The sequence below is a fragment of the Mycolicibacterium sp. 624 genome, assembly GCF_040548615.1.
Taxonomy (GTDB): Bacteria; Actinomycetota; Actinomycetes; order Mycobacteriales; family Mycobacteriaceae; genus Mycobacterium.
This window is the reverse complement of sequence record NZ_JBEPRZ010000002.1, coordinates 634259-658421: the sequence shown is the minus strand read 5'-3', so window position 1 is coordinate 658421 and position 24163 is coordinate 634259. Positions and strand designations below refer to the sequence as shown.

General features: G+C 67.1%; 32 protein-coding genes. 23 read left to right on the top strand and 9 right to left on the bottom strand.

All coding sequences use genetic code 11. From position 1 onward, the window contains the following. Positions 1-22 precede the first annotated feature (22 nt). Positions 23-172: a hypothetical protein gene (locus tag ABIA65_RS10130; protein ID WP_241403452.1), complete on the bottom strand. Its 150-nt coding sequence runs from the start codon at positions 170-172 to the stop codon at positions 23-25. A 334-nt stretch (positions 173-506) separates the two neighbouring features. Between ABIA65_RS10130 and ABIA65_RS10125 the strand changes: the two genes are divergently transcribed. Next, a complete protein-coding gene (locus ABIA65_RS10125; protein ID WP_241403453.1) occupies positions 507-1745 on the top strand; it encodes a KasA/KasB family beta-ketoacyl-ACP synthase in 1239 nt (412 codons plus the stop codon). A gap of 223 nt (positions 1746-1968) precedes the next feature. Here ABIA65_RS10125 and ABIA65_RS10120 read toward each other — a convergent pair whose 3' ends face one another. Continuing rightward, on the bottom strand, positions 1969-3330 hold the full coding sequence (locus ABIA65_RS10120) for a WS/DGAT/MGAT family O-acyltransferase (protein WP_241403454.1): 1362 nt from the start codon (positions 3328-3330) through the stop codon (positions 1969-1971). A gap of 54 nt (positions 3331-3384) precedes the next feature. Between ABIA65_RS10120 and ABIA65_RS10115 the strand changes: the two genes are divergently transcribed. From ABIA65_RS10115 to ABIA65_RS10080, 8 genes are all read left to right on the top strand, one after another. Continuing rightward, positions 3385-4257 carry an alpha/beta fold hydrolase gene (locus tag ABIA65_RS10115; RefSeq protein ID WP_241403455.1) on the top strand — a complete coding sequence of 291 codons (873 nt, stop codon included), beginning with the start codon at positions 3385-3387 and terminating at the stop codon, positions 4255-4257. Positions 4258-4301: 44 nt separating this feature from the next. Beyond that, positions 4302-4838 carry a cysteine hydrolase family protein gene (locus ABIA65_RS10110; RefSeq protein WP_241403456.1) on the top strand — a complete coding sequence of 179 codons (537 nt, stop codon included), beginning with the start codon at positions 4302-4304 and terminating at the stop codon, positions 4836-4838. Between the two features lie 106 nt (positions 4839-4944). Then, positions 4945-5490 carry a type 1 glutamine amidotransferase domain-containing protein gene (locus tag ABIA65_RS10105; RefSeq protein WP_241403457.1) on the top strand — a complete coding sequence of 182 codons (546 nt, stop codon included), beginning with the start codon at positions 4945-4947 and terminating at the stop codon, positions 5488-5490. Between the two features lie 96 nt (positions 5491-5586). After that, a complete protein-coding gene (locus tag ABIA65_RS10100; RefSeq protein ID WP_354523754.1) occupies positions 5587-6294 on the top strand; it encodes a glycosyltransferase family 2 protein in 708 nt (235 codons plus the stop codon). Then, positions 6291-7247 carry an acyl-CoA dehydrogenase family protein gene (locus ABIA65_RS10095; RefSeq protein ID WP_241403458.1) on the top strand — a complete coding sequence of 319 codons (957 nt, stop codon included), beginning with the start codon at positions 6291-6293 and terminating at the stop codon, positions 7245-7247. The genes ABIA65_RS10100 and ABIA65_RS10095 overlap by 4 nt, the downstream gene beginning before the upstream one ends. Further along, positions 7244-8011, top strand: coding sequence for a PIG-L deacetylase family protein (locus tag ABIA65_RS10090; RefSeq protein ID WP_354523434.1), 768 nt, complete (start codon positions 7244-7246; stop codon positions 8009-8011). The genes ABIA65_RS10095 and ABIA65_RS10090 overlap by 4 nt, the downstream gene beginning before the upstream one ends. Beyond that, a complete protein-coding gene (locus ABIA65_RS10085) occupies positions 8008-8649 on the top strand; it encodes an SAM-dependent methyltransferase (protein WP_354523433.1) in 642 nt (213 codons plus the stop codon). Before ABIA65_RS10090 ends, ABIA65_RS10085 begins: the two co-directional genes overlap by 4 nt. An 85-nt stretch (positions 8650-8734) precedes the next feature. Beyond that, entirely contained in the window at positions 8735-9187 is a 453-nt protein-coding gene (locus ABIA65_RS10080) for a hypothetical protein (RefSeq protein WP_241403461.1), read from the top strand. A 12-nt stretch (positions 9188-9199) separates the two neighbouring features. On the opposite strand, the gene ABIA65_RS10075 is transcribed toward ABIA65_RS10080, so the two are convergent. Beyond that, on the bottom strand, positions 9200-9562 hold the full coding sequence (locus ABIA65_RS10075; protein WP_241403462.1) for an STAS domain-containing protein: 363 nt from the start codon (positions 9560-9562) through the stop codon (positions 9200-9202). Positions 9563-9731: 169 nt separating this feature from the next. Here ABIA65_RS10075 and ABIA65_RS10070 point away from each other — a divergent pair, with 169 nt between their 5' ends. Genes ABIA65_RS10070 through ABIA65_RS10050 form a run of 5 tightly spaced genes read left to right on the top strand, consistent with a single transcriptional unit; the run spans position 9732 to position 14218 of the window. After that, positions 9732-10595: an STAS domain-containing protein gene (locus ABIA65_RS10070; RefSeq protein ID WP_241403463.1), complete on the top strand. Its 864-nt coding sequence runs from the start codon at positions 9732-9734 to the stop codon at positions 10593-10595. Positions 10596-10619: 24 nt separating this feature from the next. Beyond that, positions 10620-11012, top strand: a complete 393-nt coding sequence (locus ABIA65_RS10065) for an STAS domain-containing protein (RefSeq protein WP_241403464.1) — start codon at positions 10620-10622, stop codon at positions 11010-11012. 25 nt (positions 11013-11037) lie between these two features. Next, positions 11038-11421 carry an anti-sigma regulatory factor gene (locus ABIA65_RS10060; RefSeq protein ID WP_371746975.1) on the top strand — a complete coding sequence of 128 codons (384 nt, stop codon included), beginning with the start codon at positions 11038-11040 and terminating at the stop codon, positions 11419-11421. After that, a complete protein-coding gene (locus ABIA65_RS10055) occupies positions 11418-12041 on the top strand; it encodes a SpoIIE family protein phosphatase (protein WP_354523753.1) in 624 nt (207 codons plus the stop codon). The genes ABIA65_RS10060 and ABIA65_RS10055 overlap by 4 nt, the downstream gene beginning before the upstream one ends. Further along, positions 12041-14218: a SpoIIE family protein phosphatase gene (locus tag ABIA65_RS10050; protein ID WP_241403466.1), complete on the top strand. Its 2178-nt coding sequence runs from the start codon at positions 12041-12043 to the stop codon at positions 14216-14218. The genes ABIA65_RS10055 and ABIA65_RS10050 overlap by 1 nt, the downstream gene beginning before the upstream one ends. Positions 14219-14330: 112 nt before the next feature. Here ABIA65_RS10050 and ABIA65_RS10045 read toward each other — a convergent pair whose 3' ends face one another. After that, the gene (locus ABIA65_RS10045; protein ID WP_354523432.1) at positions 14331-14699 is read right to left on the bottom strand and encodes a hypothetical protein; all 369 of its coding nucleotides are present in this window, start codon (positions 14697-14699) and stop codon (positions 14331-14333) included. A gap of 367 nt (positions 14700-15066) precedes the next feature. Between ABIA65_RS10045 and usfY the strand changes: the two genes are divergently transcribed. Both usfY and ABIA65_RS10035 read left to right on the top strand, forming a co-directional pair. Next, positions 15067-15378, top strand: a complete 312-nt coding sequence (gene usfY, locus ABIA65_RS10040; protein ID WP_241403468.1) for a protein UsfY — start codon at positions 15067-15069, stop codon at positions 15376-15378. A 10-nt stretch (positions 15379-15388) separates the two neighbouring features. Next, positions 15389-15676 (top strand): hypothetical protein, encoded by a 288-nt coding sequence (locus ABIA65_RS10035; protein WP_241403469.1) that lies wholly within the window; start codon positions 15389-15391, stop codon positions 15674-15676. A gap of 8 nt (positions 15677-15684) precedes the next feature. Here ABIA65_RS10035 and ABIA65_RS10030 read toward each other — a convergent pair whose 3' ends face one another. Further along, positions 15685-16116: an STAS domain-containing protein gene (locus tag ABIA65_RS10030; RefSeq protein ID WP_241403470.1), complete on the bottom strand. Its 432-nt coding sequence runs from the start codon at positions 16114-16116 to the stop codon at positions 15685-15687. A 312-nt stretch (positions 16117-16428) separates the two neighbouring features. Here ABIA65_RS10030 and ABIA65_RS10025 point away from each other — a divergent pair, with 312 nt between their 5' ends. The 5 genes from ABIA65_RS10025 to ABIA65_RS10005 all read left to right on the top strand — a co-directional run bounded on the left by ABIA65_RS10025 (position 16429) and on the right by ABIA65_RS10005 (position 19460). Beyond that, positions 16429-16686 (top strand): DUF7218 family protein, encoded by a 258-nt coding sequence (locus tag ABIA65_RS10025; RefSeq protein WP_241403471.1) that lies wholly within the window; start codon positions 16429-16431, stop codon positions 16684-16686. A gap of 28 nt (positions 16687-16714) precedes the next feature. After that, positions 16715-17215: a DUF6328 family protein gene (locus tag ABIA65_RS10020; protein ID WP_241403472.1), complete on the top strand. Its 501-nt coding sequence runs from the start codon at positions 16715-16717 to the stop codon at positions 17213-17215. A 114-nt stretch (positions 17216-17329) separates the two neighbouring features. Next, positions 17330-17572, top strand: coding sequence for a hypothetical protein (locus ABIA65_RS10015; RefSeq protein ID WP_354523431.1), 243 nt, complete (start codon positions 17330-17332; stop codon positions 17570-17572). Between the two features lie 53 nt (positions 17573-17625). Beyond that, positions 17626-18624 (top strand): acetyltransferase Pat, encoded by a 999-nt coding sequence (gene pat / locus ABIA65_RS10010; protein ID WP_371746976.1) that lies wholly within the window; start codon positions 17626-17628, stop codon positions 18622-18624. Further along, positions 18624-19460, top strand: a complete 837-nt coding sequence (locus ABIA65_RS10005) for a shikimate 5-dehydrogenase (protein WP_354523430.1) — start codon at positions 18624-18626, stop codon at positions 19458-19460. The genes pat and ABIA65_RS10005 overlap by 1 nt, the downstream gene beginning before the upstream one ends. Positions 19461-19470: 10 nt before the next feature. Here ABIA65_RS10005 and ABIA65_RS10000 read toward each other — a convergent pair whose 3' ends face one another. The 3 genes from ABIA65_RS10000 to ABIA65_RS09990 all read right to left on the bottom strand — a co-directional run bounded on the left by ABIA65_RS10000 (position 19471) and on the right by ABIA65_RS09990 (position 22115). Then, positions 19471-20304 (bottom strand): hypothetical protein, encoded by an 834-nt coding sequence (locus tag ABIA65_RS10000; protein ID WP_354523429.1) that lies wholly within the window; start codon positions 20302-20304, stop codon positions 19471-19473. A gap of 64 nt (positions 20305-20368) precedes the next feature. Continuing rightward, on the bottom strand, positions 20369-21064 hold the full coding sequence (gene lpqN / locus ABIA65_RS09995) for an envelope biogenesis lipoprotein LpqN (RefSeq protein WP_241403476.1): 696 nt from the start codon (positions 21062-21064) through the stop codon (positions 20369-20371). Between the two features lie 79 nt (positions 21065-21143). Further along, positions 21144-22115 carry a bile salt hydrolase gene (locus tag ABIA65_RS09990; RefSeq protein ID WP_354523428.1) on the bottom strand — a complete coding sequence of 324 codons (972 nt, stop codon included), beginning with the start codon at positions 22113-22115 and terminating at the stop codon, positions 21144-21146. Positions 22116-22203: 88 nt separating this feature from the next. Between ABIA65_RS09990 and ABIA65_RS09985 the strand changes: the two genes are divergently transcribed. Together ABIA65_RS09985 and ABIA65_RS09980 are read left to right on the top strand one after the other, a co-directional pair. Continuing rightward, positions 22204-22881 carry a DUF5642 family protein gene (locus tag ABIA65_RS09985; RefSeq protein WP_354523427.1) on the top strand — a complete coding sequence of 226 codons (678 nt, stop codon included), beginning with the start codon at positions 22204-22206 and terminating at the stop codon, positions 22879-22881. Positions 22882-22891: 10 nt separating this feature from the next. Next, entirely contained in the window at positions 22892-23545 is a 654-nt protein-coding gene (locus ABIA65_RS09980; protein ID WP_354523425.1) for a DUF5642 family protein, read from the top strand. Here ABIA65_RS09980 and ABIA65_RS09975 read toward each other — a convergent pair. After that, positions 23542-24138: an alpha-ketoglutarate-dependent dioxygenase AlkB gene (locus ABIA65_RS09975; RefSeq protein ID WP_354523424.1), complete on the bottom strand. Its 597-nt coding sequence runs from the start codon at positions 24136-24138 to the stop codon at positions 23542-23544. The genes ABIA65_RS09980 and ABIA65_RS09975 overlap by 4 nt on opposite strands. Positions 24139-24163 lie beyond the last annotated feature (25 nt).

The window sequence follows — 24163 nt, the reverse complement described above, 5'->3', positions numbered from 1 at the left end:
CCACGGCGACCGACCGGGATCGTCACCCGCTGGGTTCGTCCTCGTCGTCTGCCTCGATCACGTCGGGAGTGGGCTTGTCGGTGTCCACGTCATCGGCCGACTGCATGGGCCGGCCGCGGTCGTCCTCGTCCGGTTCGTCGGCGTTGTCGTACAGTCCCGTTCCGCGTGGCACAGCGACACCTGTCCTCTCTCGCGTCAGGCGGGCGCCGAACGCCCGTCACCAAGAGGAGGATGCCCGTCAGCCTCCCAGTGAAACGACGTGCTGCCGACTGTGACGGGCCCCACGCACCCGAGGTGATTTCCCTCGTGGCCGGTGTGGCCTTCGTGACAGCGCAGGCGTGGGCATTTTGAGTTTCGCCGAGGTGGCGATAAAAACGGTGGCAACAAGTTTTGGGAGTATCCGTCGGTGGCTACCTCTGCAGAGCAAACGGCGGCATGTTTCCTGGCGTTTTGGGGTATCTGGCGCGGTGACGTTCTAGCGTCGGCTATCAGAGAGGCGGATAACCATGCAGAGTCCACTTCCCGACGTCGTCATCACCGGTGTCGCGCTCACCACGTCGCTGGCAGCGAGCACCGAGGGCACTTGGTCTGCGCTGGTCGAAGGCCGTAGCGGCATCGGCCCGCTGTCGGCACCCAATCTGGAGGGCCTGGACCTGCCGGCCAAGATCGGCGGGAAGCTCCTGGAGGACTTCGACGCCGAGTTGTCCCGCGTCGAGCTTCGGCGTCTGTCCTATCTGCAGAAGAACGCGCTGGTGTTGAGCCGACGCGTGTGGGAGGACTGCGGCTCGCCCGAGGTCGACACCACACGGCTCGGAGTCTCTGTCGGCACCGGGCTGGGCACCACCGAGGAGGTCATCCACGCCTACGAGGCGATGCGCAGCAAGGGGCTCAAGGCGGTCTCGCCGTTGGTGGTGCAGATGTTCATGCCCAACGGGCCTGCGGCGACGGTCGGGTTGGACCGCGGCGCCCAGGCTGGTGTCACCACACCGCTGCGGGGCGATGCGTCCGGCGCGGCCGCGGTCGCGGAGGCGTGGCGAAGCATCTTGTTCGGCGACGCCGACATCGTCATCTGCGGTGGGGTCGAGTCACACATCGAGGCTGTTCCGATCGCCGCGTACTCCCAGATAGAGGGCGTGCTGTCCACCGACAACGACGATCCGCAGGGTGCGTGCCGCCCTTTTGACCGCGATCGGACGGGCACGGTTTTCGCGGAGGCCGGCGCCATGCTCGTCATGGAGACCGAGGAGCACGCCAAGGCACGAGGTGCCCGCATCCTGGCCCGCGTCATGGGTGTCGGAATGTCATCCGACGGCTATGACACGTTCTTCGCCGATCCCGGCGCCGAGCAGCAGGCGTATGCGATGGAACGGGCGATCGAGCTCGCGGGGCTCGCTCCGACCGATATCGACCACGTCAACGCTCACGCAGCAGGTGTGGTGTCCGGTGACCTCGCGGAGGCGACCGCGCTGCAGAAGGTGTTCGGCGAGCACCGCCCCGCGGTGTACGCGTCGAAGGCCGCGCTCGGGCACTCGTTCGGGGCTGCCGGCGCCGTCGAGTGCGCTCTGACCGTGCTCACGCTGCGCGACGGCATCGTGCCGCCGACACTGAACCTGCACCACCTCGACGAGCGGATGGACCTCGATGTCGTGGCGGGGGAGGCCAGCCACGGTGACTACCGGTATGCCGTCAGCAACAGTTTCGGCTTCGGCGGCAACAACGTGTCAATAGTCTTCGGGCGGTACTGACCCGTCGGCTGGCGCTGAGGGCTCGCCGCGCTCACCGAGGACGTACGCACGGCAGTCGCACTGCTGGTAGGGATGGTCGTCATCCTCGTCGACGATATCGTCGGTGCAGTTCAGGCAGCCACGGCACCTCCCGAACATCGTGTGTTCGGGGTGGCGATGTCCGCACAGGCAGCGGTCGTAGATTCCGTGACTCATCGAACCGGATCCCGTGTAGCGAGGGCGGTCAAATGCCGACAGCCTTCTCGAGCTGGGCCAGGGAGTCATCGAGGTGGCCCAGGAGATGCTGCAGGTGCGGCACGCTGCGTCGACAACCGACCAGACCGAAGTCGAGGTTGTCGGCGTTGTTTGTGAGTGAGATGTTGAGCGCCTGACCGTTGAGTGCGATGGAGAAAGGATAGTTGCCGTCGAGCCGGGCGCCGTTCCAGTACATCGGCTCACGCGCACCGGGCACGTTGGAGATGACGACGTTGAACGGTGGAGGTGTCGATGAGACGACGCCGGGCACCAGTCCGAGTGCGATTCCGGACATCAGGAATGCGGATAGCGCCAGAGCCTGGGTACGCGGTAATTCGGCGAACACCTGCTTGTTCTCGCGCATCGATCTGTTGATCGCCTCGAGGCGTTTCGCGGGGTCCTCGATATCGGTGGCGAGGTTGCACAGGATCGTGCCGACCATGTTGCCCCCGGCGTCCTGCTCGTCCTCGGCTCGCAGGCTCACCGGAACCATCGCGATCAGCGGGGCGTCCGGCAGCGCCGCATGGTCGATGAGGTAGGCGCGCAATGCGCCGGCGCACATGGCCAGTACGACGTCGTTGACCGTCGCACCCGTCGCGGACGTGATGTCCCGAATCCGTGCCAGCTGCCACGACTGTGCAGCCACCCGACGGGCGCCGCCGATCGGTACGTTGAACATTGTCCTGGGTGCCCGGAATGGCAGCGTCAGTTGCTGTTCGAGGAGCGCCGCCCTGGCCAGGGACAGCCCCGACGGAGCGAGCAGGGCCAGGGAACCCGCGTTGTCGAGGAGCGACTTCAACGGTGACTTCGACCGCTCGACCGCGGTGCGCTTCTTCGGCCCGATCGTCCACGGCACCAGGGGGTCGCGGTCATCGGAGTCCGGTGTGAGCGAGCGAATCAACAGGCGCTGGGCGGAGACGCCGTCGATGAGCGAGTGGTGGAACTTCACGTAGACCGCGAAGCGTCCGTCGGCCAGACCCTCGATGAGGTGTGCCTCCCACAGCGGCCGGTGTCGATCGAGCAGCGTGCTGTGCATTCGCGACGTCATCTCCAGCAGGTCTCGTACCCGACCGGGGCGTGGCAATGCCGATCTGCGCACGTGGTAATCGATGTCGATATCGTCGTCGAACGCCCACGCCACGTTGGAGATACCGCCCAGCAAGCTGCCCGGGTGTTTACGGAATGTCGGCTGGATGTCGTCGCTCTTGACCATCACCTCGTAGAGGTCCCGCAAGTAGTCGGGTCCCGCGTCGGCGGGTGGCTCGAACAATTGCAGGCCGGCGACGTGCATGGGATGCTCACGTGACTCACCCACGAGGAATATCGAGTCCGTGGGAGAGATCAACTTCACCTGCGAAACGTTACCCGTCGGTAGGCTGGAAGTCCGAAAGGATCGGAGACCGCGGTGACAGAACTAAAGTTCGTCGACATCCATGGTGAGCGGTTTGCCTTCCACGACGAGGGCGAGGGCGAGGCGCTGCTCCTGATCCACGGCATGGCCGGGAGTTCGGAGACCTGGCGTGCGATCCTGCCGCAGCTGGCGAAGAGATATCGGGTCATCGCGCCCGATCTGCTGGGGCACGGTCAGTCGGCAAAGCCGAGGACCGACTACTCGCTGGGGGCGTTTGCCGTGGGTCTACGCGACCTGCTCGACGAACTCGGAGTCGACTCGGCGACCGTCGTCGGTCACTCGCTGGGCGGTGGTATCGCGATGCAGTTCCTCTACCAGCATCCCGAGTACTGCAGTCGGCTCGTGCTGATCAGCAGCGGTGGGCTCGGCCAGGACGTCGGCCTGATTCTGCGCCTGCTGTCGGCGCCGGGCGCCGAACTCGTCATGCCCGTCATTGCTCCCGGACCCGTGCTGCGCGTGGGCAATTCGGTGCGTGGCTGGCTGACCTCGATGGGGCTGCGGTCACCGCGGGGCGCCGAGATCTGGAACGCGTACTCGTCGTTCTCCGACCCCGCGACGCGCGGGGCGTTCCTGCGTACGCTGCGGTCGGTCGTGGACTATCGAGGCCAGGCGGTCAGCGCGCTGAACCGGCTGCAGTTGCGCGCCGAGATGCCGACTCTGGCCATCTGGGGTGAGGACGACACCATCATCCCGGTCGATCACGCGTACGCCGCGCTCGATGCACGGCCGGACTGCCGCGTCGAAGTGCTGTCCGGTGTGGGCCATTTCGCGCATGTCGAGGCGCCCACCGAGGTGGTCGACCTCATTGACGAGTTCATCACGAGCACTGCCGAATCCGTGGCCGACTCCTCGGGGTTCCGCACTTAGCCGACGCCACGCATGGCGGCGGAATCGGTGGGTATCCCGGTTCGGTGACTAGAACCGCGGTGCTGGTGATCGACATGCTCAACACCTACGACCACCCCGACGCCGAGCAGCTCGCGGCGAACGTGGCCGAGATCATCGACCCACTCGCCGATCTCATCGCGCGCGCCCGATCGCGAGACGACGTCGACCTCGTCTACGTCAACGACAACCGCGGCGACTTCGGTGCCGACAAGCGGGACCTGGTACGGGCCGCGCTGCACGGCGAACGAGCCGATCTGGTCGAGCCGATCGCGCCCGGCGAAGGGTGCATGTTCTTGACCAAGGTGCGCCACAGCGCCTTCTACGCAACCCCGCTCGACTACCTGCTCGGCCGGACAGGGGCACAGCGCATCGTCCTCACTGGCCAGGTCACCGAGCAGTGCATCCTCTACTCGGCGCTCGACGGATACATCCGGCACCTCGACGTGGTGGTACCGACCGATGCCGTCGCGCCCATCTTTCCCGAACTCGGCGACGCCGCACTCACGATGATGCGGCGGAACATGTCAGCTGATCTGGTGTCGGCAGCGGACTGCCTGTGACAGTGGTTATTCGCGCGTCGCGAGAAGCTGACGCGTTTCATTGGGCTGATTGCCGGGAAGCTCCATCTGGAGGGGTGAGGTCCACCCGAAATGGAAGGGGTTCACCGTGAGCAATGTCCTGGATGGCAAGCGGATTGCCATTCTCGCCACCGACGGTGTCGAGCGTCGCGAACTCGCGGAGCCGCGCAGCGCGCTGCAGGGTGCCGGCGGTCAGACCGATCTGCTGTCGCTGCAGACCGGACAGATCAGCGCCCGCGACCACGACCTCGAGCCGGCGGGCGAGTTCGACGTCGACCGCAAGGTCAGTGATGCGGCCGTGGACGAGTATGACGCGCTGCTGATCCCCGGCGGCACCGTCAACGCGGACAAACTTCGACTCGACAGTTCCGCGGTCGACTTCGTTCGCGACTTCGTGCAGTCCGGCAAGCCCGTCGGCGTCATCTGCCACGGTCCGTGGGCTCTGGTGGAGGCCGGTGTCGTCAAGGGCCGCACCCTGACGTCGTATCCGAGCATTCGCACCGACCTGCGCAACGCGGGGGCGAATCCGGTCGATGAGGAGGTCGCGATCGACGGAAACCTGGTGTCGAGCAGATCACCCGATGACCTGCCGGCGTTCTGCAAGGCCATCGTCAGCCAGTTCGCCGGCGGTTGACAGCCAGACCGCTCAGTCCGACGCGTGCAACCACTGATCGGGGGCGGTTTTCGGAGCATTCTCGCGGGGTAGATACAACCCGTGCCTCTCCAACAGATGACCTACCAGCAGGCTGTCGTCGTCGTTCCGGCGCATGATGAGGTGCAGCACCTACCGCTGTGTCTGAAGTCCGTCGTGACCGCGGCGGCGTGTCTGCCGGTCCCGGTCCTCGTGGTGGTGGTGCTGGACTCCTGCACCGACGATTCGAAGCAGCTGTCGGGGCGTTTCGGCTCAGACGTGCACTTCGTCGAGATCGAGGCGGGCAACGTCGGTGCGGCCCGTGCCGCGGGCTTCTCGTACGCCCGGTCGACATGCGGCATGGACTCGGATCAGTCCTCCGTCTGGTTCGCCACCACCGACGCCGACAGCGTGGTGGATCCGGACTGGCTCATCCGCCAGACGGCATCGGGTGCCGACATGGTGCTTGGTGTGGTCCGCGTCGCCGATTGGCGGCGCTATCCTGCCGCGGCGATCCGTCGCTATCTCGCCGCCTACCGGGCCAAGCGGCGGCCCGACGGCCACGGACATGTGCACGGAGCCAATATGGGCTTTCGGGCCGAGGCGTACTGGCGTGTGGGCGGTTTCGCGAACCTGCCCAACGATGAGGACGTTGACCTGGTCAGGCGGTTCGAGGAGCACGGCTACCGCATCGACCGTGACGCACGGCTCTCGGTGGTGACCTCGGCGCGGCAGATCGGTCGGGCGCCAAGGGGATTCGCGGCGCATCTGCGCTCGGTGCAGCTCGCTCGGCAGGACCAGGTGTGAGCCCGGAGGGCAGCAGTGTCGAACTGCTCTGGCGCTGGCTCCAGGCGGGACACCTCGACCTGCCGGTACCCGCGTCGGGACAGACCGCCGCCCGCTGGTGGAAGCTGGCCGCGATGACCGAGAACGACGTCGTGGCAGGACGATTGGCCGAGGCTCACACCGACGCCGCGGCGATCCTGACCGAACTGGACGGCCCGACGCCCGAGCGTGACCAGCTCTGGGGTGTGTGGGCTGCGGAGGTACCGGACAGTGTGGTGGTCGCCTCCGACGCTCACGACGGCGTGATGCTCAATGGAAGTAAGGCGTGGTGTTCGGGAGCCGGGTTGTGCACGCACGCACTGGTCACCGCCCGACGCGACGACGACCACCGTGGCCTGTACGCCGTCGATCTTCGCTCCGACGGTGTGCAACCAATGGCGGCGAGTTGGCGCAACGCCGGTATGCGTGACAGCGATACCCGGTCGGTGCAGTTCACCGACGTGCCCGCGGTTCCCGTCGGCGGCCCGGGGGAGTACCTGAGCCGACCCGGATTCTGGTACGGCGCCATCGGCGTCGCGGCCTGCTGGCTGGGTGGCGCGCGAGCCGTCGCGGGCCCGCTCTACCGCGCCGTGGCCGACGAGCACAGTCCCGCATCGGCCGACGCTCACGCCCACGCGCACCTGGGTGCGATCGACGCGGCACTGGCCGCCGCCGAGGCCATGCTGGTATCCGCCGCGTGCGTGGTGGACTCCTCGCCCAATGGAGTTCGCGCCGAACTGATCGCGCGCCGAGTCCGCGCCGTGGTCGAACACGCTGTGGACGAGGCGATAACCCGCACTGGCCGGGCATTGGGCCCAGCACCGCTGGCGCTGGACGGTCGGCATGCCCAACGGGTCGCGGACCTGACGATGTACGTGCGCCAGAGCCACGCCGAACGTGACCTCGCAACGCTGGGCCGGTTGGCGGCGCGATGACGACGGCGCGGATCAGCAACTGCGCCCGGTTCGCCGAGCGGTCCATCGCCGGGGGCGGCACGCCGAGCAGTGCGTGGCTCGGGTGGCGTCGCGACGTCGAATCGCTGGACCTCGACGAGTGCCCAGCGTTGATCGTCGTCGCGCCCCACCCCGATGACGAGACACTGGGTTTCGGCGCGACCGCGGCTTCCCTGCGGATGCGCGGCGTGGACGTCACGGTTGTCGCCGCCAGCGACGGTGGCGGCGCCTACCCCGGCCTGTCTCCTCTGGAGCGGCGCTGGTTGGAACGCGACCGCCGTGCGGAGACCGAACTGGCGACCAGGATGCTGGGTCTGGACCCCCCGATCTGGTTGGGTCTGCCGGACGGTGAACTGGATCGTCACGAGGATGCTCTCACCGACGTGCTGACCGAGTTCCTATCGGCCGCCGCGCCGGGATCCTGGTGTGCGGCAACGTGGCGGGGTGACGGCCACCCCGACCACGAGGCAGTCGGCCGGTCCGCTGCGGCGGCGTGCGCCGCCACGTCGTCGACACTGCTGGAGTACCCGGTCTGGATGTGGCACTGGGCCGAGCCGAACGATGCCGACGTGCCGTGGCAGCGGATGCGCCGCCCTGTTGTGGACGGCGGCTGTTCAGTCCGGAAGCGACACGCCGTCAACGTCTTTCGCACACAACTCGCGCCGTTCGAACCCGGTGGTGACCCCATCTTGCCGCCGTTCGTCGTGCAGAGACTTATGGCGGTCGGCGAGATGGTGTTCCTGTGACAGGGCGGCTTTCCGACAGCTACTTCGACGATATGTATGCGGCGTCGCCCGACCCCTGGCAACTCGCAGAACGGTGGTACGAGGCGCGCAAGTACGCGATCACCATGGCGATGCTGCCGCGGCGGCGCTTCCGGCACGCGTTCGAGCCGGGCTGCTCAGTGGGCGTGCTCACCGAGATGCTGAGTCAACGGTGTGACCGGGTGACGGCCACCGACGTCGCGAGGGTGGCGCTGGAGAGTGCCCGCGAGCGGCTGTCTCATGGTGACCGGTTCGACGGCGTCACGCTGCTCCAGTCCTCCCTCGACGCGCCCTGGCCCGCCGACGTCGATCTGGTCGTGCTGTCCGAGGTGGGCTACTACCTTGACGCCCCCTCGCTGCGCGCCGTGCTGGCCCGAGAGTGTCCTCGACTGCCGCGCGGGGCCACGCTGATCGCGGCGCACTGGCGCCATCGGGTCGATGACTATCCGCTCACAGGTGACGAGACCACCGACATCGTGGCGCACACACCCGGATTACACCTGCAGGCACGCTACCTCGACGATGACGTCGTCATCGGCCTGTTCAGCGTCGGTGCGACGCCGTCGGTGGCCGCCAGCACCGAGATTCCCGGCGCGTTCAACCCGCCGGAGGATCACTAGGGTTTCCGCACTCGGTCACCCGGGTATTGACACATGCAACGAAGAGACGTCGTCACCGGGACGACGCGAACCAGCGGAGAAGGACATGGCCTCACGACACCGAGTGCGGGAACGGGGACTCAGCGGGGCGAATTTCACGATTGCGGCAATCTCAGCGGCCGTCGTGTTCGCCGCGGTGGTCTCCGCGGCTGTCGTGTACTTCATCGGGTCCACGGTGTCCTACGCGGGTGACGCCGCTGATTCCGTCGCTCCGCCTCCGCAGACCGTCGGCCTGGAGGGCACGATAGTTGCCGTATCGGCAGATTCGGTGACCGCACGCGGCGTGGACGGCCGGGACCGCACCTACCTCGTCAACGCCGACACCACGGCGATCACCGGTACCAGCGGTCAGGTCGACAGTGCCGGTTCGGCTTTCGCTGTCAACGACGAGGTGTCCATCGTCGGCGTCATGGTGGACGGCACGCCCGTCGCGACGGCCGTCGCTCACCGTTCGGTTTCGAACCTGAACGGACCGCCGATGGACTACGCGCTCCCGTAACCCAGTGCGTCCCTACTGCGCAGCGTCGCGCAGACCTGTCAGAGCGGCCTCGACCGACGGGTAGAGGGCGAGGAACTCGTCGAGGCGGGTCAGTTGAATCGGCCGTGCCGTCACCGGGCCGGTGGCCACCACGGCGAATCTGCGCGAACCGCCCAGTCGTTCGTGCGTCTCGGCAAGGATCCGCAGCCCGACGGACGCCAGGAACGTCACGGCGGTGAGATCGATGACCACGCCGCCAGGACCGTCGTCGAGCAATTCAGTCAAGAGGTTCTCCAGGGCTGGCGCGGTGGCGAGATCCACCACACCGTCGACCGTCAGTACGGTGACATCGTCCCGTCGCTCAACAGAGGTCGAGATCCCATCATCTGATGACAACGGCCATCCCTCCCTCTCCCGTGGCGCATCACAACACCATTCCCTGCGCGAGCCTAGTGCCCGCCGACACCCGCTGAGATAATTCGAGTCCTCGGCTCGCCGGGTGTCGTCAGGCTAATGTCGAATTCGGCGATGCGCAGAGTCGTGCACGGCCCGGTGGGAGAGCGGAATGTCTGAGGAATTGTCGATCGATGCGGTATCCGGTGAGGGTTTGCTACCTCAACTGGTCAAACACCTCAGGCAGAACCGCACCGTGCTCCGCGAGGAGTGGGCTCGCCGCATCACCGAGGCGCAATTGCTGACCGCGATGACACCCGAGGAACTCTTCGGCGAGGCCACCGCGGTCTACGACAACTACGTTGAGGTGCTCGAGACGGGCAGCGTTGAGGCGCTGCAGGCCTACGCCCGCGACCTGTCCGAGCGCATCATTCCCCGAGGTGTCGAGACCGACGAGGTGCTCGGCATCGTGCTGCTGTTGCGCGACGTCCTCGCGCGCTCGCTGTTCGAGAAGTACCAGACCGACTTCGACCTGCTCAACCGCGTGCTCGACGCCTACGAGCCAGCCGCCAACCGCATCGCAAACACCGTGGGTGTCAGCTTCGTTCAGGAGCGCGAGCGCATCATCCGTCAGCAGCAGGAAGCCATCCGCGAGCTGTCCACCCCGGTGCTCCAAGTGCGCGAGCAACTGCTGATTCTGCCGATCATCGGCGTGCTCGACAGCCCCCGCGCCCGCCAGCTCACGGAACAGTTGTTGCGGGCGATTCGCGCCAACCGCGCCAAGGTCGTCGTCATCGACATCACGGGTGTGCCGACCATCGACTCGACGGTGGCCAACCACCTGGTGCAGACGGTCGACGCGTCGGGTCTCATGGGCGCCAACGTCATCATCACGGGCCTGTCCTCTGACATCGCGCTCACCCTGGTGACGATCGGCCTGGACCTGTCGAAGATGAACGCGGTCGGCGATCTGCAGGGTGGTATCGAGGAGGCCGAACGCCTTCTCGGCTACGAGGTCACTCGCGCCGGCGAGTAGCTCGCCAGACGGTCACGGAATCTCATGCCAGTACCCATCCTCAAGCAGGGCGCCATCCTCATCGCGACAGTGCAGGCGGCCCTGACCGACTCCGATACCGAGCGGCTGCGCCAGGACCTGATGGAGCGGGTCAGCCGGTTCCGCGCGCGCGGCATCATCGTGGACGTCACGGCGATCGATGTCATGGACTCCTATGCGGCGCGGTCGTTGCGCACCATCGCGCACATGACTCGACTGCGTGGCGCGGACACCGTGATCGTGGGTCTACAGCCCGAGGTCGCCTTCGCGATGGTGCAGCTCGGACTCGTCTTTGACGGGATGCACACCGCGCTCGATCTCGAGGAGGGGCTGGCGCTGCTGCACCGGCAACTGGCATCGAGTCGAGAACCGGTGATCGGCCGAGACATTGACGACTGAACAGCCCGCCGTCACCGTCGTCGACGTGAACGACTCGGACGACATCGTCACCGCGCGACAGGCGGGTAACCAGCTCGCACGGGACCTCGGCTTCTCGCTGACCGACGTCACGATGATCGCCACCGCCATCTCCGAGATAGCCCGCAACATCACGAGTTACGCAGGCAGAGGCGCCATCCGCATCGACGTGCAGGTCCGTGACGGGCGCCGTGCGCTGGTGGTGCGCGCCGAGGACGAGGGCCCGGGAATCCACGACGTCGATCGCGCCATGGAGGAGGGCTATTCGACGGGTCGTGGCCTCGGGCTGGGGCTGCCCGGTGCTCGACGCCTGATGGACAGGCTGACCGTGGACTCGGTGCCCGGCCGCGGCACCGTCATCGAGATGTGGAAATGGACGCCGGAGCGGTGAACGACAGCGGACGCATCGGACCCATCGAGTGGGCAGTCGCCGCGCGCCCACTGCCTGGGCAGGACGCGTCCGGTGATCAGGCCATCGCCGTCGCGGCCGGCTCGGGGGCCGCCGTCTTCGGCGTGATCGACGGACTCGGTCACGGCCCCGCCGCGGCGGTGGCGGCACGACGCGCGGCCGCCGTTGTCGGCGAGCACCGGGGTGAGTCCCTCGAGGCGATGGTGACGCACTGTCACCGCGAGCTGGCGAGCACCCGTGGCGCGGCGATGACTCTGGCCCGCATCGACTTCACGACCAGCACTGTGAGGTGGGTGGGCGTGGGAAACGTCGCCGCGAATCTCGTCGCCCGTGCACCGAGCGGGTTGGCGACGAGCTCCTCGGCACTTCTGGCCGGCGGAATTGTGGGTTCTGAGTCGCTGCGCGTCCACTCGTCAGATTCGGTCGAGATGCGCCCGGGCCACCTGCTGGTGATGACCAGCGACGGCATCACCGATGACCATCTCGACGCGGTCGACTTCGGTGCACCCGCCGAGACGATTGCGGAACGGATTCTGCGGGAACACTGCCGCGTGACCGATGACGCGCTCGTCCTCGTTGCCAGGCACCGAGGCACTCTCTGATGCAGGGTGGCGACTTCTTCCAAAGCTACGGGCGGGCCTTGCGGCGGTATCTCAGCGATGGTGAGGAGGCGAGCCTGGCCGTTGGCCACGAACTGGGCCGACGGGCGCTGAAGGAGAAGGTCAGCCTGCTCGAGATCATCGAGGAACACTCCCGGGTGGTCGAGCAGCAGCCGGCGTCCCCGGCTGCGGCGCTGCCGTTTCTGCTCCAGACGCTCGCCACCTTCGACGTCGCGACCGGCGGCTATCTGGACGGTGCCGAGCGCTACGCGCAGCAGCGTGCCCGGGCCGATGACCTCGCCGACCGTGATGCGTTCCGCACCGCGCTGGTGAACTCGCTCCAGGAGGGGTTCTTCGTCGTGGAGCGCGACGGCACCGTCACCGAGGTCAACGAGGCCTTCGCCAACATCACCGGGTGCGGGGCCGACGGTCTGCCCTACCGCTGGCCCTACCCGTGGCTGGTCGACGAACAGGTGGCCGCACAGCGGCTTCGTCAGCTCGTCGCTGAGGGGACCCTGCAGTCCGAGACCCCGATCCAGCACCGCAACGGGCGCATCACGTGGGCCGCGGTGAGCATGAACGCGGTGACCTCGGACGGGGATGACCGTGGCGCCTACGTCGGGACCATCCGCGATATCACCGCAGCGCGTGCGGCGGAGGCGCGCAGAAGTGCGGTGGTCCGCTTCGCAACGGACATCGGCGTGGCCACCAGCGTCACCGAGGTGCTCGACATCCTGCTCGACGAGTGCCGCGCGATCGACGTGACGCGCATCGTGGTGGTGCGGTGGACGCGGGCCGGCGCGGAGCCCATCGTCCAGGCCACCGATCGCAGCACCGCGTGGCGTGACCTCGATGCCGCGCTGCAGGTCGCGTTCGACGGTGCCCGGCGGTGGCCGCCGTTGTCGGTCGAACCGGTCGGAGCGTCGGAGGCAAGCCCGCTGTCGACGGGCATGATGACGGTGTTGTCCGGCGCGGACGACACGGCGCTGTGGCTGGAGTACGCGCAGCCACGGCTGACCAGCGACGAGGACAGGCTCCTGGTCGCGGCGCTGGTCGGCCATCTGAGCCTCGCCGTGCAGCACGTGCGTCAGTTCGAGGCGGCCCGCGAGGCATCCCTGACGCTGCAGCGCGCCATGATGCCGACCACCAGACCGCCGGTCGGATTCGCGGTGCGCTACGAACCTGCGGTGTCGCCGCTGGAGGTCGGTGGCGACTGGTACGACGTGCTGGTGATCGGTGACGATCGGATCGGCATCATCGTGGGGGACTGCGTGGGCAGTGGGCTGGGCGCCGCCGCGGTCATGGGCCAGCTCCGGAGTTCGGCGCGCGCACTGTTGGTCAACGGCGCTGAACCCGCCCGGCTGATCGAGGAACTGGACTCCGCGGCCATGGTCATACCCGGTGCCTACTTCACCACGGTGTTCGTCGGCACGCTCAACACGGCGACGGGCGATCTGACCTACAGCAGCGCTGGGCACCCGCCCGCACTGCTGGCCGCACCCGACGCCGCCATCGAGATGTTGACCGAGGCAAGTGCGGTGCCATTGGCGGTGCAGCATCCCATCACCCGTCCGCAGGCATCGACGAGGCTGCAGCCCGGTGCCACGCTGATGCTCTACACCGACGGTCTCGTCGAGCGCCGCGGCCTGGTGATCGATGACGGAATCCGCAGTGCCGGTGACATCCTGGTCGACACCCTCGGCTGCTCGGCGGAGGACGTCGCCGACGCGATGCTCGGAAGTCAGACGCCCCCTGGTGGATTCGACGATGACGTGGCCATCGTGGTGTATCGGCGGCCGCCCACTGCGCTGCGGCTCGAGGTGGTGGCGACACCGGATCAGTTGGCCGACATCCGTGCCCGCCTGGCCGACTGGCTGCGGGCCGTCAGCATCCCCGAGGAACTCGCCGCCGACATCACCCTCGTCGTCAACGAGGCCTGCACCAACAGCATCGAACACGGGTACCGCGGCAGGCCGGCAGGCCCGATGTCGGTGAGCGCAGAGGTAAACGGCCGCGAGATCTGTATTGAGATAACAGATTCCGGCTCCTGGAAGACACCCGATCCGAACCCGCGAGTGCGTGGCCGTGGGGTTCCGCTGATGCGGGCGGTGAGCGGTGGAATGTCGGTCGATGGCACCGCGGCGGGGACCACCGTCACCATGTCGTTCCCCTTCGACTGAATTTCCGAAGTCCCTGCGTACGGCGGGTTGGACTTGCGGCCGGCGACGATGGTGACGCCACCGTGCGCTCGGAGACGGTCAAGCACCGCCAAGCCGTCGCATCTGTCAGCCGCTAGAAGGTCGTGGCCAACACCAGTGCCGCGGCGGCGAGCAGCGCCCAGCCGAACGCCGGCACGACGATGCCCCAACGGCGACGGGCCGTGAACACCGAGACCGCCACGGCGAGCACCGCGACCGCGGGCGTGCCGTAGAGGATCAGGCCGAAGGTGGTCTCGTTCGGTCCCAGTTCGGTGCACGTGTTGCTGGTGCATCTCGCCGTACCGAGCACCTGTAGGTAGGCGTACCCGACGACGGCCAGCGCGCCGGGGATCAGCAACGCGGCGAGCACCCAGTTCAGGATGGTCCGCCGGCGATGACCCTCTGGCGAGGAGGAGTCCTGTGACGTGTCTCCGACGTTCCGTGCGGTGGATGACGCGGCCATTGAGTCGCCTCCGGGATCGGGTGAATTCGGTGGGAGATGGCTACCCCCGTACCCTCCGCACCGAAACCCGGCGTCGTTCTGCGTTTCAGCGTGTTACTGCGCGGCCTGACCACCGGCACGGATCTCGTCGACGTCGCGACCATCCACACCACCCGGTATTCGCAAGATCAAGGCCTACAAGCGAATTCAATCTGTACTCGGAGATCATCAGAACACTGCCGAGCGCGCGCGCCAGCAGGCGAGGAAGTGCCGCAACAAGGCCCGCAAGCTCATCGCGGCCTGACGTCGCTCGCTCGGCGTTTCACGTGATCGGCACCGGGTATCCGACGGAGTGCGCGCGCGACGGGTGCGCAGGAGGGAGTCCGACATGGGTGATGATTCCAAGGATCCGATCGATCACGCCAGGACGACGCGGCAGCACGCGGGCGAGACGATGAAGAACGGCACCAACGCCCCTGGTCTGGTCATCTTGGCACTCGGCGTGATGGCGATGGTCTTCGGACTTGCGGCCTTCGCCTCTGGCGCCGCCACCGCGGGTTCGGTCGCTGCGATCATCGCCGTCTGCGCCTACGTCGTGGGCGGTGCCTGGCTCTTCGTCACGCACCGACGCGTCCGGCAACAGGAGCTGAGGTGGGCCGCCGGACATCCGCACGCCGAGGCTCCGCCTCCAGCCAGTTGAGGATGGTGCCATGGCGAGAAGTGGGCCGCATCCCACCGACTTCTGGGAGCCCCTTGTGGGGCTCGTCCTCGTCATCGTCGGCATCGCGTCGGTCGGCGCACTGCTGGTTGCTGCGGGCGGAGGCTACGCGAGCCCGGCGTTGATCCTGACGGGCGCGGCAGCGCTTCTGCTCGGCGGGGGCCTGATGCTGATGATGCATTCCGGACGGCATGACAGAGGCCTGCTCAGGACCCATGCGGATGCCGAGCAGCGCCGCCGCTACCGCGCCGAGTTCCGCATCAGGCGGTCCGGGCGCTGACGGTCGTTCTAGCCGGTAGTTGTCTGGTGCGCAACGAGTCTGAGATGTGTCCGGGGCGGCCGCACCGCGGTGTGGATCGCGCCCTGCAGTGAGCGCGCCACGGGTAGTGCGCCGGCCGGGTCACAGATCCGCAGCAGCCGGTTGACCTCGTCGCTCGGCAGCACCACGAGGTTCACACCGCGTTGCGAGCACGAGACGTTGATTCGGTGCAGGACCGAGAACCCAGCGGTGCCGAAGAAGGTCAGCCCGCGCAGATCGAGGATCAGTCGCTTGGCCGCGCCGAGGTTGTGCTCGACGAAGTCCGACAGGGTGGTCGCATTCGAGGCGTCGATCTCGCCCTCGACGGTGTGCAGCGAGATATAGGAACCGATGGGCCGCGCGGTGAAGTGCGTGCCGCGGCGCCGGGATGTGCCCCGGCTACGGTGATGTGCAAGTGACATGTCCAGAAATCCATCCGCGATGACGTGCAAGAGTGTCGGCCCGCTGTGGGCCACTGCCGCAGTGTGAATTGCGGGTCCGATGTCGTTGTGTGCGGGGCTGGGGTCTCAACCTCCAGTTGAGCGTAGTGCGAAATCGGTGGCGGGACAATGGCCCTTAGTGGCTTCTAATAGTCCCTGATCAGCGCGTTTTCAGCCGCACCCGACGCCTCTGGGTGAACCCCGGTTTGGTACCGGCGCACGACGGATTCCGCTGTTTGCCTACGGCGGCAGCGGGAATCCCTCTCCAATCCGAGGTATGGAGGTGTGAGGACGATGCCCAATCCGTCGCTCAAGAACGAGGACATGTACGAGGAACTGCGCAAGCAGGGCAACTCGAAGGAGAAGTCCGCGCGCATCTCGAATGCCGCCGCCGCGCGCGGTAAGTCGGCCGTCGGGCGCAAGGGTGGCGAGTCCGGATCGTATGACGACTGGACTGTCCCCGAGCTCAAGAAGCGCGCGAGGGAACTCGGCTTATCGGGCTACTCGGATCTGACGAAGGACCGCCTGGTCGCAAAACTCCGGAATCACTGAGACACGAAGAACCGTCCGGAGGTTGGTCATGGACGTCGACCATCCGCGGGCCAATCAGGCCTGGGATCGCGATGCCCGTGGTGAGACGGAAGTCCAGCGACTGGACCGCAACTGGTCGAGTCTCCTGCAGGAGCTTCGGGTAGTGCAGACCGGTGTCCAGTTGCTCACCGGGTTCATGCTGACCCTTCCATTTCAGCCCCGATTCGACCTGCTCGACGAGGGCATGAGGATTGTGTACCTGGTCAGTGTGGGCTGTGCGGTGGCGGCCACCGTCCTGCTGGTCGCGCCGGTCGGAATGCATCGGGTGTTGTTCCGGCAGCGCCGGCTCGCATCCCTGGTGGCGGCGGCGCATCGCCTCGCCTACGCGGGACTGCTGCTTCTGGGCGCGGCGCTGGTGGGGATGACCGTCATCGTCTTCGACGCGGTGGCGGGCCATCAGACCGCCTACATCGCGGGCAGCGTTGCGATGGCGGCCTTTGCGGTGTTCTGGGTGGTCGTGCCGGTGGTGATTCGCGTCTCACATCGGTGACCGCGATCAAAATTTCTCTCGCGGCTGGGAATGACGGGCGCCGTGATCCGGGTTGGTCCGAGTGGGATGTCACCCGCAAGGGATCCCGGACACCAGGAGATACGAAACGTGAACGTGACTGCAAGAGAACCAAAATCAATCGCGGTGATCGTCGGCAGTGTCGCCGTCGCGGCGGCCGCCATCACCGTCGGCGTACTACAGGGATCTGCGAACTCGGAGACCTTTGCCGGTGATATGAGCACCGGGGTGACCGTGACCGCGACCACTGCGCCGAGCGAGGCGCCGATCCCCGCGGCGGCGCCCGCGATAACGGGCCCGGCCCCGTTGCCGCTTGAGGAGCAGGGCCTGCCCGGCTGACGGGTTTCGCCACTTCCTTGCCGGTAGCGACGGACCCGCCGTAGCCTCGGGACGTGGCGGCTTCCGACACTGTCAGCCCCGACGAACTGGCTGACATGGGGTTCTTCGCCGGCTGCCCGATTGAATCGTTGGGGCCGCTGGCGGCTCAACTGCGACCGCTGTCCGCCGTGCCCGGCGAGGTGTTGATGCGTCAGGGCGAGGACGCCGTCTCATTTCTGCTGATCGCCTCCGGCCACGCCGAGGTCTCGCATTCGGATGCCGAGGGCGTGACCACCGTCGGCACTGTCGGCCCCGGTCTGATCGTCGGTGAGATCGCTCTGATGCGCGATACGCCTCGTTCGGCGACGGTGAAGGCCGCCGAACCGCTCAGTGGGTGGATCGGGGGCCGCGAGGCCTTCGCGACCATGCTCGACGTGCCGTGCATGATGACGCACCTGGTGCGCACGGCGCGCCAACGGCTGGCGGCCCACGCCAAGCCGATTCCCGTCACGCTGCGCGACAGGAGCCAGATGTACCTGCGGCCGGTGCTGCCCGGCGATAACGAGCGCACGGTGCATGGACCGGTGCAGTTCTCCAGCGAGACGCTGTACCGACGCTTTCAGAGCATGCAGAAACCGACTCCGACGCTGATGAGTTACCTGTTCGAGGTCGACTACGTCGATCACTTCGTCTGGGTGATGACCGATGGGCCGGATGGACCGGTGGTCGCCGACGCGCGATTCGTCCGGGAGGGGGCCGACTCCAGCGTGGCCGAGGTGGCCTTCATCGTCGGCGATGACTATCAGGGCAGGGGGATCGGCACATTCCTCATGGCCGCCCTGGCCGTGGCGGCCCGCAGCGACGGCGTACATCAGTTCACCGCCCGGGTGCTGGCCGACAACTACGCCATGCGCGCGATCCTGGAGCGCTACGGCGCCCTGTGGCATCGCGATGACCTCGGGGTGGTGACTACGGTGATCGACGTGCCCACTCTGCGCGAGTTGTCCCTGCCGCCCACGGTCTACCGCGAGATCAGATCCCTGGCGCGACAAGTTATGCGGGCGTTGGGCTGATGGCGAGCGCGGCCGGCAACAGACCGCTGTTGAACAAGGACACGCGGCTGTGCATCTCGCTGGCAGCACGGCCGAGCAATATCGGCACCCGATTCCACAACCACCTGTACGACGTGCTGGGACTCGACTTCATCTACAAGGCGTTCACCACCACCGACATCGCGGCGGCGATCGGCGGGGTGCGCGCACTGGGGATCCGCGGATGCTCGGTGTCGATGCCGTTCAAGGAGGACGTCATCGACCTCGTCGACGAGGTCGAGGCATCGGCGCGGGCCATCAACTCGGTCAACACGATCGTCAACGATGACGGACACCTGGTGGCCTCGAACACCGATTACCTTGCCGTGCAACGCCTGATAGACGACCATCGGCTGGATCCGTCGTCGACGGTGCTGATCCGCGGCAGCGGTGGAATGGCCAGTGCCGTTGGCGCGGCCTTCCACGACTACGGTTTCGACACCGGCACCGTCGTCGCCCGCAACGCCGACGCGGGACGCGAACTGGCGGCGCGACTCGGCTACGAGTACAGCCCTGAGGTGGCAGACCGTGTTGCCGCGATCATCGTCAACGTCACGCCGATCGGGATGGCGGGCGGACCGGAGTCCACCGAACGGGCCTTCGACGAATGGACCATCGCCCAGGCGAACACGGTGTTTGACGTGGTGGTGCTCCCGTCGGAGACACCGCTGATCGCCGCGGCCCGCGCGGCGGGCGCCCATGTCATCACCGGGGCCGAGGTGATCGCTCTGCAGGCAGCCGAACAGTTCGAGCGCTACACCGGGGTGCGGCCGACGGCGGAGCAGGTGGCTGAGGCGTCGGCGATCTCGCGGGCGTGACGCTGCGGCGTCAAGCGTTCGCCAGGATGATTCCTCGGCGTACCTCTTCCGGAATGTGGCCACTGGAATCCGCGTAAAGCATCCTCGCCGCGATGAACCACGACAGCGACGAATGCACTGCGTCGGCCGTGGGGGATGCGTCGTCGGGCAGCGCGAGTTGAAACGGCAGCGTCAGCGGGGATCCGGCCTTTAGTGCAATTGCATTGCCCAGATTGATGATTGGCCCGTCCAATGCACTTAACTGGCCGGGCTGGCGGACCAGGGGATGAGACTCGCGGTGGCGCTGCCAGTGCACCGCGAGATCACCGTCGGGCAGGTCGGCGGCAGGGGTGAGAACCACGTGACCCGACACCGTGTCGCCTGCCCTGAACACCGATGCGGCCAGCACGATCTCGACATCGGTCTCCGCGACACCCGACACCCGCTCCATCGGCGCCTCGAGCGCCTCCACGGGGTCGACGTCCTCGACCCCGATCAAGACCGTGAAGTCCCCGCGGGTGCCGATATCACGCCCACCGCGTTCGATCGCCACCCGGCACGACCACCGGGCGATCTGTTCGGACGATCCGGGCGCCCACGACGGCACCGTGAAAGTCGATGTCGTTCCGGCGAACTCGCCCGCGATCACCGGAACGTCGAGGCGGCTGACGCAGACCCAGTCCTCGGCATCGCGCTCACCACCGTGGTACCGGTAGAAGTTGTCATAACCCCACTCCAACCGCACCGAGTCGACCCTGTCGAGGGGCCTGTCATTGGTGACGGTCGCGGTGACTGACTGGCGCGGCCGAACCGCGTCCGGTACCACCGCAACATGCAGGCCACCCGCGTGGTCGAAGAGGCTCACTACGTCTTCCTCTGCGACTCCGCGTACTTCTCGGGATGGTGCGGTCGCGGTGGCTGTGCCGCGGTCATGGCGTGATGACGGTCTTCTCGTCGATCTCAGCAGTGGCGGTCATCAGCGGATTGATCTGGTCCTCGAGGCCGTCGGCGTTGAGCTGGACGACGAACAGGCCGTCCGCTCCGGGGATCACGATGGTCTTCTGGGCGATCATGCGCTTTATGCCGTCGCGGACGTAGGTGCCGCCGATCTGGTAGGTGTCGAATCCGCTCAGGGTGCCGGTCTTACCGTCGCCGCCCTCGAATCCGGGCAGGTTCTTCAGTTCGCCCGGCGCGTACTCGATGATCTGTGCGGGGTCGACGTCACCGGTCAGCTTCGACATCAGCGTGACAATCGTCGGCGGGTCGGTGGCCATCGCTGGGTCGCCCGTGAACAGGATTGCGCTCCACGCGTACGGCGGGGTCCGCTGGCCGGCGTCCTCCCAGCCCGCTGGAATCGGCAGCTCGAGGGTCGGCGAACCGGGATCTCCACGCTTGACAGGAGTTTCGGTGATGCCGCTCTTCTTGATGTAGTCGGCGATGGTCTCGTTGGCGGTGGACGGTGCCGCCGAGGTGGGCGCGGCAGCACTGGTCTCGCTGGTCTCGCTGGTCGACGACGGGGACGACGACGTGGCCTCCGTCTTGGAGTCCGATCCGCAGCCCGAGAGCGTCAGGGTCAACGCGACGGCGGCGACCGCAGCACCGCCGGCCTTGGTGAACGTGTGCATATGCAGTCTCCTGTCGTGGAAAAACAGCCTGAGCCTACGGTCAGCAAACCGAAAAAGCACGCAGAACGAGCCCGCGGTGTCAGAAACCGATGTCGTAGGCCGTGAACCGCCCCGTGACATCGCCTGACAGTGATTCGTCGTGGGGATCGACCGCCAGTGTCGGGGCGCCCTCGCTCAGGTCCAGCCCGGAGATCTGAACCCAGATCGTGCTTGGGCTGGTGCTCAGTTCGAACACATAGAGGCGGTTCGTCGTATCGCACACGGTGCGGTACTCGGTGTTGTAGACGCCGAACTCGCCGTACGGCGCGCCGAACGGTACCGACACGTTGCGCATCACGGCCAGCACGCTCGCGACGGCCTGACGCTCGCTGGTGGGTTCAGGCAGCAGAGCGCTGTAGTAGGCGGCGCGTTGAAACCTGTCGACGGGATTGACGTTGCCGGGCAGCGGCATGTCGCGGCTGGGGTGGGAGAAGTCCTGCTTGGACAGCAGCGCGAGCTGTTCGTCGTAGGTGGGATCGTTGGTCATCAACGTGAACTCGCGGCCGTGGTGCACGACGAGCTTGCCCGCCTCCAGTTCGAGGATGGCACTGTCGCCGGTGGCGTCCTCGATGGCCAGGTGCAGCGTGGCGTCGTGACCGTTGGCGCCGACCATCACCAGCTGGACGCCGTCCATCAGCTCCAGTGCCTCGGACACCGTCGCGGCCTGATCGAGCAGGTGCTGCGCCCACACGCCGGTGTGCAGACCGGGCAGCGCGGTGTCGCGCTGTCCGACGTCGGTGGACTTCAGGTACAGCGCGTGGACGGCCAGCCCACGCTCGTTGAGACCGTCGACGGTGCCGAGCCCGTAGACCGTCGTCACGAGGCTGCCGTGGGTGCTCGTCCACCGCAGCGGGTTGTCGGGCACCACGACCTCGGTGAGCAGCAGTCCGCCGTCGCGGGCGCGGCCCCTCGGAAACGCCACGATCAGAGGCTCAGTGGACTCCGGCCAGTCCATGCTTCGGCCTGATAGCACTGCTAACTGGTTGGTATTCCACAAGACTCGCGTGCACATGTGGCTCAGATCCTCCTCGCGTCTCCGCTGGCGGCGTGTCCTGAGCCGACATCGGTGCGGGTCAGCGTAGCTGTGATATCAAGACGACGTGCGCGTACCCGCCCTCTGTTCGGCGGCAGTCCTCTGCGTGGCGTGCGGTTCATCCGTTGCGCCCGAACCGTCCTCTGCAACAACGGGGCTCCCCGCGCACGCCGCGGTCGCCGAACCGGCGAGGATCGGCGCGGCGCGCAGCGATCTGCCCCCGGGATACGAGGTCAGCGACCTCGCCGGGCGCACCGCTCCGGTGGCGCTCTGGGGTCTGGGCGAACCGTGGACGGTCGAGCCGCCGCAGTGCACCCCGCTGGTCGACCCGCCGCTGGACGCGGCGACCGTCCGTGGGTGGTCGGCGTCGGGGCCGGGCGGCATCGTCTACGCCGTGGCGGGCTCGGTGGCCAGCGGTCTGGACGAGTTGCTGCGCGAACAGTGCGGCACGTTCTCGGTGGTCACGGGGCGCACCACCGCGAAGGTCGAGACAATCGACGCGCCCGCCGTCGACGGCGCGTCGACGCTCGGCCTGCGCACCGAGGCCGCCACCGTCGTCGAGGGTGGCACCGAAACCCATTCCCACGCCGACACCTTCACCGCCTATCTGGGCGACGTCATCACCTACGTCACCGTCGTCACCGACCCGGGGTCCACCGGTGCGCCGCTCGGACCGGGATTCGCCGCGGAGCTGCTGACCTCGACCGTGTCGGCGCTGCGCGGTTCGCCGGCCTCCGGCGGGTAGATTGGCGGCGATGTCGAGGACGTGGGTGGCCCTGATGAGTGTCGTGTTGCTCGCGGCATGCTCGAGCGGATCCGATGCGGCGTCGGGCGATATCGCCAAGGTCGTCGACCTGGCATCGAGCTTCGGCCCCGAGTTCAAGGTGACAGAGGTGGATCCGACGGGCATTGACCCGCGTCTGCTTGCGCCGCAATCGCTTCCGCCGGGCGTCACATTCGATCCGGCCGACTGCGCCAAGTTCGCCACGGGTCTGGCGGTACCCGAGGGTCTCAAGGGCAATATGGCCGCGGTCACGGCCGAGGGTGCGGGAAACCGGTTCATCACCATTGCCCTCGAGACATCCGAGGAGATCCCGCTGCCCGAGCCGGGCGAGGGCTGCCACAAGGTCGCCTTCGCGGGGCAGGGCTCCCGTGGTCTCGTCGAGGTGGCCGAGTCGCCGACCATCTCCGACGCCCACACCCTGGGCACGCATCGCGTCGTGCAGACGATGGTGAACGGCAAGCCCGCCGCGGGCGAGCTCTACAACTACGTTGCCGGCTTCGGTCAGTACCTGGTGATCGTCACCGCCAACCCCCTGGTGCTCCCCGACAAGCCCGTGGGTCAGGTGGACACTCAGCGGGCCCGCGACCTGTTGGTGTCGGCCGTCGCCGCCATCCGCGGGTCCTAGCGCACGTCGCGTACGCGGAACTGGATGCTGATCCGGGGGCCTTTGGGCCGGGCGGTCTTCGGCACCGCGTGCTCCCACGTGCGCTGACACGAGCCGCCCATGACCAGCAGGTCACCGTGCCCCTGGGGCAGTCGAAGCGAGGGGCCACCCGCGCGGGGCCGCATGGCGAAAACCCTTGTCGCGCCGAGGCTGACGATGGCGACCGTGGTGTCCTCGGTGCTGCTGCGGCCGACGGTGTCACCGTGCCACGCCACGCTGTCGGTCTCGTCGCGGTACAGGCACATGCCGGCGGTAGTGAAGGGCTCGCCCATATCGCGCGCGTAGATGTCGTTGAGACGCACGCGCAGCCTGGCGAGGCCCGGATGCGGGGGAGGTTCGGCGGTGAGGTCGTGGAAGCTGACGAGACGGGGGACGTCCAGTACGCGGTCATACATCTGTCGACGCTCGGCGCGCCACGGTATCGACGCCATCAGCTCGTCGAAGAGCTCGTCGTGGTCGCCCAGCCAACCGGCGCGGACGTCGATCCACGCACCGTCGCCGAGGCTACGCCGCTCGGCGCAGTCGAAGAGAGACCCCTGAACCGACAAGGACACGACCGAATGCTATCGCACAGGCGTT